The sequence below is a fragment of the Staphylococcus microti genome (assembly GCF_000934465.1).
GTDB classification, from domain to species: domain Bacteria; phylum Bacillota; class Bacilli; order Staphylococcales; family Staphylococcaceae; genus Staphylococcus; species Staphylococcus microti.
This window is the reverse complement of sequence record NZ_JXWY01000154.1, coordinates 21,105-31,737: the sequence shown is the minus strand read 5'-3', so window position 1 is coordinate 31,737 and position 10,633 is coordinate 21,105. Positions and strand designations below refer to the sequence as shown.

9 protein-coding genes, 2 pseudogenes and 1 riboswitch are annotated in these 10,633 nt (G+C 39.7%); of the genes and pseudogenes, 5 read left to right on the top strand and 6 right to left on the bottom strand.

Going from position 1 to position 10,633, the window contains the following annotated elements:
• Positions 1–108: 108 nt before the first annotated feature.
• The 3 genes and pseudogenes from TP70_RS11090 to coaW form a co-directional block, all read left to right on the top strand.
• Positions 109–543 (top strand): annotated as a pseudogene (locus tag TP70_RS11090) (RNA-guided endonuclease TnpB family protein); the annotation flags it as partial.
• 144 nt (positions 544–687) lie between these two features.
• Positions 688–1,500, top strand: a pseudogene (locus TP70_RS11085) (BCCT family transporter); the annotation flags it as partial.
• A 369-nt stretch (positions 1,501–1,869) separates the two neighbouring features.
• Positions 1,870–2,667 carry a type II pantothenate kinase gene (gene coaW / locus TP70_RS11080; protein WP_044361649.1) on the top strand — a complete coding sequence of 266 codons (798 nt, stop codon included), beginning with the start codon at positions 1,870–1,872 and terminating at the stop codon, positions 2,665–2,667.
• Between the two features lie 61 nt (positions 2,668–2,728).
• Here coaW and TP70_RS11075 read toward each other — a convergent pair whose 3' ends face one another.
• From TP70_RS11075 to TP70_RS11065, 3 genes are all read right to left on the bottom strand, one after another.
• The gene (locus tag TP70_RS11075; RefSeq protein WP_044361648.1) at positions 2,729–3,400 is read right to left on the bottom strand and encodes a DUF2750 domain-containing protein; all 672 of its coding nucleotides are present in this window, start codon (positions 3,398–3,400) and stop codon (positions 2,729–2,731) included.
• Positions 3,401–3,520: 120 nt separating this feature from the next.
• Entirely contained in the window at positions 3,521–4,720 is a 1,200-nt protein-coding gene (gene ldmS / locus TP70_RS11070) for an L-aspartate--L-methionine ligase LdmS (protein ID WP_044361647.1), read from the bottom strand.
• A complete protein-coding gene (locus TP70_RS11065; protein WP_044361652.1) occupies positions 4,717–5,838 on the bottom strand; it encodes a M20 family metallopeptidase in 1,122 nt (373 codons plus the stop codon). The genes ldmS and TP70_RS11065 overlap by 4 nt, the downstream gene beginning before the upstream one ends.
• Before the next feature lie 161 nt (positions 5,839–5,999).
• A riboswitch (SAM riboswitch) is annotated at positions 6,000–6,104 on the bottom strand.
• 182 nt (positions 6,105–6,286) lie between these two features.
• Here TP70_RS11065 and TP70_RS11060 point away from each other — a divergent pair.
• On the top strand, positions 6,287–6,754 hold the full coding sequence (locus TP70_RS11060; protein ID WP_044361646.1) for an S-ribosylhomocysteine lyase: 468 nt from the start codon (positions 6,287–6,289) through the stop codon (positions 6,752–6,754).
• 54 nt (positions 6,755–6,808) lie between these two features.
• On the opposite strand, the gene TP70_RS11055 is transcribed toward TP70_RS11060, so the two are convergent.
• Together TP70_RS11055 and TP70_RS11050 are read right to left on the bottom strand one after the other, a co-directional pair.
• Entirely contained in the window at positions 6,809–7,162 is a 354-nt protein-coding gene (locus TP70_RS11055) for a DoxX family protein (protein ID WP_044361645.1), read from the bottom strand.
• 13 nt (positions 7,163–7,175) lie between these two features.
• Positions 7,176–8,477, bottom strand: coding sequence for a pyrimidine-nucleoside phosphorylase (locus TP70_RS11050; protein WP_044361644.1), 1,302 nt, complete (start codon positions 8,475–8,477; stop codon positions 7,176–7,178).
• Positions 8,478–8,743: 266 nt separating this feature from the next.
• On the opposite strand from TP70_RS11050, the gene deoD reads away from it, so the two are divergent.
• Positions 8,744–9,454 carry a purine-nucleoside phosphorylase gene (gene deoD / locus TP70_RS11045; RefSeq protein ID WP_044361643.1) on the top strand — a complete coding sequence of 237 codons (711 nt, stop codon included), beginning with the start codon at positions 8,744–8,746 and terminating at the stop codon, positions 9,452–9,454.
• A 288-nt stretch (positions 9,455–9,742) separates the two neighbouring features.
• Here deoD and rbsK read toward each other — a convergent pair whose 3' ends face one another.
• Positions 9,743–10,630: a ribokinase gene (gene rbsK, locus TP70_RS11040; RefSeq protein ID WP_084207700.1), complete on the bottom strand. Its 888-nt coding sequence runs from the start codon at positions 10,628–10,630 to the stop codon at positions 9,743–9,745.
• Positions 10,631–10,633 lie beyond the last annotated feature (3 nt).

Below are 10,633 nucleotides of genomic sequence, written 5' to 3'. Positions count from 1 at the left end.
CATCAATTTGCACCTCTCAGTCATTAGAGTAGTTACTCAAATTATACATTAAAATAACCCTATAGACCGACACTCTTTTTTTAGTGTCTAATCTATAGGGTCCAGTTTAAAGCAAAGAACTATCAAAAACAAAAACGAAAAGTAGCGCGATTACATGATAAAGTAATGAACCAACGTACTGATTTCTTGAATAAGTTAAGTACAGAAATTATCAAAAACCACGATATCATCTGTATTGAAGACTTAAACACAAAAGGTATGTTACGTAATCATAAATTGGCAAAAAGTATTTCTGATGTCTCTTGGTCTCGTTTTGTGACGCAATTACAATATAAGGCTGAGTGGTACGGACGGAAAATCATTAAGGTAGACAAATGGTTTGCATCTAGTCAAATCTGTTCAAAATGTGGTCACAAAGACGGCAAGAAGTCTCTTGAAATCCGAAAATGGACTTGTACTGTTTGTCGTACACATCATGATCGAGATATCAATGCCAGTATAAATATCTTGAACGAAGGTCTAAGAATAATGGCATTAGCTTAAGTAGCATCAAGAACCGTAGGAACTACGGGGATAGCTTGGTAAATAAGAGACACCGCTGTTAGCAAAAAAATAAACTAGCAAGTACGCTCTATTCCCAAGAAGCTCCCACTTCAAGCGTTAAAAAATTTTAGTTTTAGCTAAGTGGTGAGTAGTTCACATATTCTTATCGGTGCATTACTGTTAATCTTTATTTTTATTTTCGGCGATTTACGTTTTATCGTCGAAACATTTACCGTATCCATTGGTGATTATATTTCAAATTTCGTATCGTACAGCTTACGCATGGATCCTTATTCAGGTGATAATGCCTGGATTCAACAGTGGACTGTCTTCTACTGGGCATGGGTCATCTCTTGGTCACCATTTATAGGTGGGTTCGTCGCACGTGTCTCACGCGGCCGTACGATTCGTGAATTCGTTATCGGCGTATTGATTATCCCACCTGCAATTTCTTTCACTTGGATTGCCGGATTTGGGGGCACAGCCATTAACTGGGTCTTACACAAAAATTCAAATATTGCAAAAGTCGTCGACAAGGACTATACCGTCGCATTGTTTGAATTGCTACGTCACTTCCCGCTCTACGAAGTAACAAGTGCATTAGCAATTATTTTAATCTTCACGTTCATCGTCACAAGCGCCGACTCAACGACACATATCGTATCCGGTATGGCAACAGGTGGCGTAGAAAATCCGAAACGTAAACATAAAGTCGTTTGGGGACTTTTAATCGGTGGTATCTCAGTTGCTCTCACAGTAGCTGGTGGTTTAACAAGCTTACAAACCGCTTCCGTCGTAACAGGGCTACCATTCTCTATTATCTTATTGCTGATGATTTTCTCGCTTATGCGTGCCTTGCATCGAGAACCGACCGAGCACTTCCAAATGACACATATCGAAGACGAAAAAGACTTCAGCAAAACAATTGAAGAACGTGAAAAAAATGATGAGATGTAAATAATAATTGTCTTAAAAGCGCTTAGGATTTAAGTAGAACTTGAACAAGTCATATTTCCCCTTAAAAGTTAGAATTCTATATTACTTTTAAGGGGAATTTTTATAAATAGAACGACTTTTTGTGTTGTTGTATATATTTAGAAACATGAAGAAATCATTTCTATTGCGCGACGCCTTGCAGCATAAGCCGAAGCGAGCAATAAAGAAACGATGGTACTTTTATTTATCTATTACAAAAGATAGGCAGCCTTTTTATATACATTCAGTACCTTCTTTACGTAAAACGACTTTTGCAGTGATTGTCACTATCCATTTATGCTGTTTTCATTTAATATAGACATATAACTATTAACGAAGAGGTGACGTTTCATGCGAATCGGTATTGATGCTGGTGGGACATTGATCAAAGTGGTTGTCGAACAAGATGATCAGCGCACGTATCAAACGTATTTATCAACACAACTAGAAGAGGTTGCGGCATGGCTCAATGATCAACCGTGTCAAGATATACATATTACAGGCGGGAAAGCTAAAATGCTTAATGATTTACTCGATTGTGATGCGAAAACTTATATTGAATTTGATGCTGCTGCGAAAGGGGTTCAAATTCTACTTAAAGAGCAAGGTACTGACATTGAACGCTATATTTTTTCAAATGTCGGCACGGGCACGTCTATTCATTTATCAGATGCGTCTGGTCAACAACGTGTTGGTGGGATTGGTACAGGTGGCGGTATGATCCGTGGGCTTGGCTATCTTCTAACAGAAATTAATGATTATGAACAATTGACGAATCTTGCTCAAAACGGAAATCGAGATATTATCGACTTGAAAGTAAAACATATTTATAAAAATGATACACCACCTATCTCCGGTGAATTGACGGCTGCGAACTTTGGAAACGTCCTTCACAACTTAGATGAAACATTTACGGATGCTGATAAACTGGCTTCTGTAATGGGTGTCGTTGGTGAAAGTATTACGACGGTTTCTATACATGTCGCACGTGAACATCATGCGGAAGATGTCGTATATATCGGTTCATCATTCCATAATAATCCATTACTCCAAAAAGTCGTTACAGATTATACGATTTTACGTGGTTTTAAACCACATTATTTAGATAACGGCGCTTTTTCTGGTGCACTTGGTGCATTATATCTTTAAAACAACAAAATGGGAACGCAAACCTTGTATGCGCAAGGTCGCCTTCCCACTTTTTCGTTTATTAAAATGTCAGTTCATTTGCTAATTTTTGTGCAGAGACAATCGTTCCTACGACGCCCGGCTTAATATCAATGGCAACGTAACGGTTATCATCGCGAAGTTCATCTAACCATTCCGCAAAGACTTCTCCTTCGACATCAATCAGTTCAAACGATTCAAAGTCTTCCTCTGCCACACTTTCGGCACGTTTACTCAAGCTCCATACAGGCATAAAGTGTGATTGTTCAAAGTTATCATTTTCATCATAGACAACTGCAAACTGCTTCATCCCTTTTTGCGTCAAACCATACACTGTGTCTGTTTTAGCGACATCTTGAACAAACTCACGAATTCGAATGTTGTCTAAGTCTGTCATAATCTCGTTCATCGCTTCAACGATTTTAATCTCATGACCGGCAGCATTTTTCGTCACATTGACCAATGCTTCGTCTTCTTCGTCGAACATATCGTCTAGTTCATATGTGGCAAAGCGGTCAATATCCATCGTCACAAGCTTGTCATACGCAATTTCAAATTTTTGTAAGTACTCTTCTGCTAATGACTCGCGTGTCCAAAAACAGAAGTACGGACGGTCTTGGTATGTGTGCTTAATAATCTTTTTGTCTTTAACTGCAATAAAAAATTGCTCGTTCGTTAATATATCTTTATAAAAACGTTCACTTTTATAAGACATGCTATAACTCCTTCACTTGTTCATTCTCTTCGTCTAAATCCAGTTAGTTAGACTATAACATACTTTAGACATATTACATAAGAGAATGATAAAGGTGCACTGACTTCGTAAAACGTTACCCTACTCGGCTGGTAATCCTGCTTGTTCAAGAAATGCACGTTCGTATTCAGCAATCGTTTCATCGCTGTCTGCATGCCAAATGCAACCGAATCTTGAATCGACATGACGGTCTTCGTACCAATCGCCGTCATAGTATGACAACGGGAAGAGGACGCCTTTTTTGACGAATGTTTGAATCGCCTCGAAAAAACGTGCGTTGTCCCCTTTTGCAACATAACTATAAAATTTATGATGCGTTCCTGTTAACGCTTCATCGAGCAACAACATACTCGTCGAACCGTTTTGGCGATAATTCAAATCAATCGCATAAACATCGCCATTGGCATCTTCTAAAATATCAAACCCTGCGATACCGACAAAACCTACCGCAACGGCTTTTTCCATTAAAGCGTGACCGGCGTCAATTACGGCTTGTGGCACATGTTGCGCGTTCACATTACCTTTATAAAAGCCATATTCATTCGTCAATTGTTTGGCCGCCCCAAGGTAAAGAATCCCTTTGTCCGGATGTTGGGCGAATTGAACGCAATAGTTTTCGACAGCTTCTACACATTGTTCAATAATTAATGTATCCGTGGCTGCTTCTGCCTTTTTCACACGCTCAATCGCACACTCTAACTCATCTTGCGTATAACAAATCATGACGCCGTAGCCACCTGCTGTCGGTAGCTCATCGCCCGGCTTAATAACAACTGGCAAATCCCACTGACGTACTGCTGGTTCAAAGTCTTCAAAAGCGACCACTTCACGACGTGGCAAATATTTTCCATCCGTCCACTCAGGTATTTTAGATTTGTTGTTAAGGTCAACAAATGTTTGCTTATTCATCGCATACTGTTGCGGTGGCACGATACTATCATCATGCACATATTGAAAATAAATTTTACGCCCTTCTTCCAATGATAAACGTTGTAACAGTTGCTCGTATGACTGCTGATCATTAAAATAATACAAATTATTAGGAATTGTATGGTTAATGAGTGCAAATAACGTTGCTAATTTGTCCGTCACACTTGCTTCATGCACAATGACTGGCATATCCGCAATTAAAAGTTCTCTCGCAGATAAAAAGTTGGATTGATGTTCGTCCGGTTCCAACCATGGATTGGAAATATAAGACGGTCGTGAGGAATACACAACATCATCTGCATACAACTGTGCCATTGTGACATGTGGATACTTATTTTTTACATCGGTCATAATAATTGCTCCCTTAATAAATGATGCTCATGCTGAATCATCTCTAGGTGTGCTGGATCTTCAATTAATCTTGCGCCCATCAATGCAATAATTTTTGCTCCTTTGATTAGCGCTTTATCTCCCATTGGACTGACTGCTGCTTCTCTAAAACGATGTGTATGGCCTACTAAGCTGCGTGGGCCAATTTTAACGTGTGGGTGAATCGTTGGGACAACATGGCTCACGTTACCTGTATCTGTCGAACCGAAACCAAAGTCATCATGACTCACTTCTTCACCGAGTTCTTCTGCGTATTCTTCAAATAATTGGTCTAACAACGGGGCTTTAATAAATTCATTTACGCCATTTTGAATTGGACCAAACTCATAATTACAGCCCGTTTGTAACGCCGCACCTTTCGCAATATCATGGACACGTTGCGTCAACACATCCAAAGATTTGCGAGTTGTGCCACGTGTATAGAAACGTGCATGTGTGAAGTCAGGAATAATATTCGCTGCTTTACCACCGTCTAGAATAACGCCATGGACACGTTCAGAAGACTGAATATGTTGGCGTAACTGTGCAACACCATTGAAGAAGCTAAGCATTGCATCTAAGGCGTTGCGTGCTTCATACGCATTTTCTGATGCATGTGCGCTACGTCCGAAAAATTTAATATCTAACACGTCTACTGCCAATGTATGAATCGTTGGGTAGGTTTCATTTCCCGGGTGAATCATAAGTGCAACATCGACGTCGATAAGCCCTTCTTTCACATAAGATGCTTTGGCTGAACCATTTTCGCCGCCTTCTTCAGCTGGACAACCGTACACGACGACTGTGCCACCAATTTCATCGACGACTTGCTTCAGCGCCACACCTGCAAGGACGCTCGATGTACCAATAATATTGTGCCCGCACGCATGGCCTAAACCTGGTAACGCGTCATATTCTGCTAAAAAGCCAATTTTAGGCCCCGGTTTATCAGATTGATACGTTGCGATAAAGCCTGTCGCATGACCTGCAATATCACGTTTCACTTCAAAATCGTGTCGCTTTAAATGATCAATTAATAAGCGTGATGCAAATAATTCTTCATTCCCTAACTCAGGGCGTTCATGTATTTGATGACTCATATCTAAATAACTGAGTCGATGATTATCGATGTAGTCTAATATTTGTTGTTTTACTGTAACCAAGTGAAAAACTCCCTTCAATAAAAAAAGTTATCAACCTTATCATCACGCAACATTTATCAAGTGCGGTATGTACAAAGTTGATAACCTCTTGTCCACGTCATTTATCTGTCAGCATACTTGCTGTTGGATTTAGCACCTTTATCGTCTCCGATGAGGTTGCAGGGTTTCACAGGGCCAATTCCCTCCACCACTCTTGATAAATTGTTATTTAATTATTACTCATTCTATCGGATTTATAATCATTTGTCATGTAATTTTTTCGATATTTTCAAAATTTTCCTCAGCATTTTTGTATAATACGCTTACATACAGCGAGCAGTCCCCTTTTACTTTTTATTGAATATGATAGAATAACGATAAATAGTAAAGGAGGCACGAGAATACTATGCCAAAAATGAATGTTGAAAGTTTTAATTTAGATCATACGAAGGTTGTTGCACCTTATATTCGTTTAGCAGGTAAAATGACAGGTGCAAACGGAGATGAAATTCATAAGTACGATATTCGCTTCAAGCAGCCAAACAAAGAACATATGGATATGCCTGGTTTGCACTCACTTGAACACTTAATGGCAGAAAACATTCGCAATCATACAGATAAAGTGGTTGATTTAAGCCCAATGGGTTGTCAAACAGGTTTTTATGTATCATTTATTAACCACGATGATTATGAAGATGTATTAGCTATTGTTGAAAAAACAATTCATGACGTACTTAATGCGACGGAAGTACCGGCATGCAACGAAGTACAATGCGGTTGGGCTGCCTCTCATTCTTTAGAAGGTGCAAAAGAAATTGCACAAACTTTCCTTGATAAACGCGATCAATGGCACGATGTCTTTGGTGAAGGATAAATCGAAAACGCAAAAAAACACGGATGCGTCATGGCACCCGTGTTTTTTGCGTTATTAAAGTTTACGTACCCATGCCATTAAGACAAATTGTAAAGGTAAGCGACCGTACAATGCCTTTTTAGACAGTTCTTTGTCGCCAAGTGGCAGTTGATGGCGTGCCATATAAATATTTGCTGGGAATACCGCCCATAAAAAGGCGATAATCGCATGTTTAAACCAGTAACCCGGCTTTTTCAATGCTAAGCCAATGCCGAATATAAGCTCCATCACGCCTGTCAGCCATACAATTTCACGTTTAAATGGCAAATAATGCGGGACGATGTTGCGAAAATTACGCTCTCGTTTGAAATGTAAATATCCTGCCGTTGTAAACAAGATAGCCAACAATTGTCGACTGATCCACTTCATAACATGTCATCCTCTATTCTGTAATGATTTTATGAATTAATGTTGGCACTTCGCCTTGATCACTAATTGTGATGTTATCATATAATTTTTGTTTCACTTGTTCAACATCTTCTTGGTTCGCATAGATTGTTAACAGTGATTCGCCTTCTTCTACTTTGTCTCCGACTTTTTTGTTTAATACAAGACCGACCGCTAAGTCGATTGTATCTTCTTTTGTTTGACGGCCTGCACCTAACATCATAGAAGCGATACCAATTTCGTTCGCAATCATTTCAGATACCACACCTGATTGTTTCGCTGGTAATTCAAATGTGTATTTTGCTGTTGGTAGTTTAGATGGGTCATCTACAACAGATGCATCGCCACCTTGGTTGCTTAAGAACACTTTGAACTTCTCAAGTGCTTTACCATTGTCAATCACGCCTTGTAACATGTCACGTGCTTCTTCTAATGTTTCCGCTTTTTCAGCTAAGACCACCATTTGTGAGCCAAGTGTTAACACTAATTCTGTTAAATCTTCAGGACCTTCACCTTTTAATGTGTCAATCGCTTCTTTCAATTCAAGCGCATTACCAATACCTCGGCCAAGCGGTTGACTCATATCAGAAATAATCGCCATTGTATTACGGCCTACTTGGTTACCGATTTTTACCATCGCATGCGCTAATTGTTCTGCATCTTCTACCGTTTTCATAAACGCACCGTTACCTGTTTTAACGTCCAGTACAATTGCGTCTGCACCTGCTGCAATTTTCTTACTCATAATTGATGATGCAATTAAAGGAATAGAGTTAACCGTTCCTGTCACATCACGTAGCGCATAAATTTTCTTATCTGCAGGTGTTAAGTTCCCTGTTTGTCCGATAACCGCAAGATGATCTTCATTCACTAACTTAACAAAATCCTCTTCTGAAATTTCAACGTGGAACCCTTCAACCGCTTCTAATTTATCAATTGTACCACCCGTATGACCTAATCCACGACCACTCATTTTAGCAACTGGAATCTCTAAAGCTGCTACTAAAGGCGCAAGCACAAGTGTTGTTGTATCGCCGACACCACCTGTTGAGTGCTTATCTACTTTAATCCCTTTAATATCTGATAAGTCGATTTGATCGCCTGATTCGACCATCGCCATTGTTAGGTCTGCACGTTCTTCATCTGTCATATCTTGGAAGAAAATCGCCATTGCTAAGCTCGACATTTGATAATCTGGAATATCACCTTTCGTATAGCCATCTACAAAAAACTTAATCTCTTCCGTTGTCAACGCATGTCCGTCTCTTTTTTTTGCGATAATGTCTACCATTCTCATGATTATTCTCCTCTTCTCTCTGTCGCATTTAATCAGCTTACTTGATATAAAACTTTTATTTTGTAAGCCTTTTCTCTTTTATTATATATGATTATGTTTCATTTGATAAATATTTCGGACTATAAATCGTAAATATTTTGATTAATATTTTTTATTGTGCAAATGGACGTCCAATCACATTTAGCAACTCTAATCGACATTTCAGACTGGGTCTGTTATCTTTAAGGTAATCCAATAAAAATAAATTATTCAAGGAGCTGTTTGTTATGACACAAGGTACACCACACATTCAACCAAACGGAACGAAAATTGCTAAGACGGTATTAATGCCAGGCGATCCATTACGCGCAAAGTATATTGCGGATAACTTCTTAGAAAATGTAGAACAGTTCAATGAAGTTCGTAACATGTTCGGTTACACAGGCACATATAAAGGGAAAGAAATCTCTGTAATGGGTTCTGGTATGGGGATTCCAAGTATCGGTATTTACTCATATGAGTTATACAACTTTTTCGATGTAGACACGATTATCCGCATTGGTTCATGTGGCGCAATGCAAGAAGATATTCAATTATATGACATCATCATTGCACAAGGTGCATCTACAAACTCAAACTTTGTCGATCAATTCCAAATTCCAGGTAACTTTACACCACTTGCAGACTTTGACTTAATTGTTAAAGCGAAGGAAAAAGCGGATGCCATTGGTGCGCGCACACATGTTGGTAACGTCTTATCTTCAGACACATTCTACAACGCTAACGCTGACTTCAACCAAAAATGGATTGATATGGGTGTCTTAGGCGTTGAAATGGAATCTGCAGGTCTCTACTTAAATGCGATTAAAGCAGGCAAAAAAGCATTAGGTATCTTTACAGTTTCTGACCACTTATTACGTGACGAAGCAACAACAGCAGAAGAGCGTCAAAACTCATTTACGCAAATGATGGAAGTTGCGCTTGAAATTGCTGAATAATTAATCTTGCTCATACAAACCCCACAACTTTTAGCGGCTCTCGCCTGCTCGTTGTGGGGGTTTTTTATTCGGGCTGTCCATCTTCTGTGATGGATATAGATAATTAAAAGTACCATCGTTTCTTTATTGCTCGCTTTCCTGCAGGCCTCGCTCGAACTAATAAACGCTTTAATTTAAAGCATTTAGAAGCGTTTCTGGATTTCTCGCTTCGTCTTATGCTGCAAGGAGTCTCGCAATAGAAACGATTCCTTCCTGATTCTAAATACATACTACAACACAATAGGGCCTTTATTCGCTAAGTGCTTCATCAACATCTTGACGTGTCGGAATCCCGCCTTGTGCACCTAATACGCTTACCGCAAAACGTGATGCCATATTTGCAAAACGCAATGCCGCTTCAAGCGATTGTCCTTCACTTAACGCTACCGCTAACGCACCGTTAAATGTATCGCCTGCACCTGTCGTATCAACAACATCACACGGATATGCAGGGACTGTATATTGCGTTTGATTGAAATACGCGGCACCGTCTGCCCCAAGTGTCACAATCAACTTATTTGGATATTGTGCTAACGCCTCGCCCACCTTGCCATCAAATAATTGCTGACATTCACTTTCGTTCGGCGTTATATACGCAATTTGATCAAGCAACTGCATATCAATCGGACGATACGGTGCTGGATTCAATATGACTTGCAAGCCAAGTTGTGTCGATTCTTTAATTACTGCTTCTACCGTTTCAGCAGGAATTTCTTGTTGCATAACAACAATATCACCCCGCTCAAAACGTTGTAATATTGGTAACACAACATCCGGTAAAATTGCATTGTTTGCTTCCGGCACGACAATAATACGATTGTCTTTATCATACAGCGTAATATGTGCTGTACCTGAATGTTCACCTGCAACCGTCTGCATATACGTCGTATTCACACCAGACTGTTGCAAATTTTCAATAATGGTTTTCCCAAACGCATCATCGCCTACCGCTCCAATCATATACACTTCTTGATTGCGCTTGAGACGTGCAGCTGCAACGGCTTGATTTGCGCCTTTTCCGCCGGGTGCCATTAACAAGCTATCGCCGAGCACCGTCTCGCCTTGATTCGGAATTACATCTGTTTGTACCGTCAAATCCATCGATGCACTACCGATAACAATAATATTTTGTGTCATCTG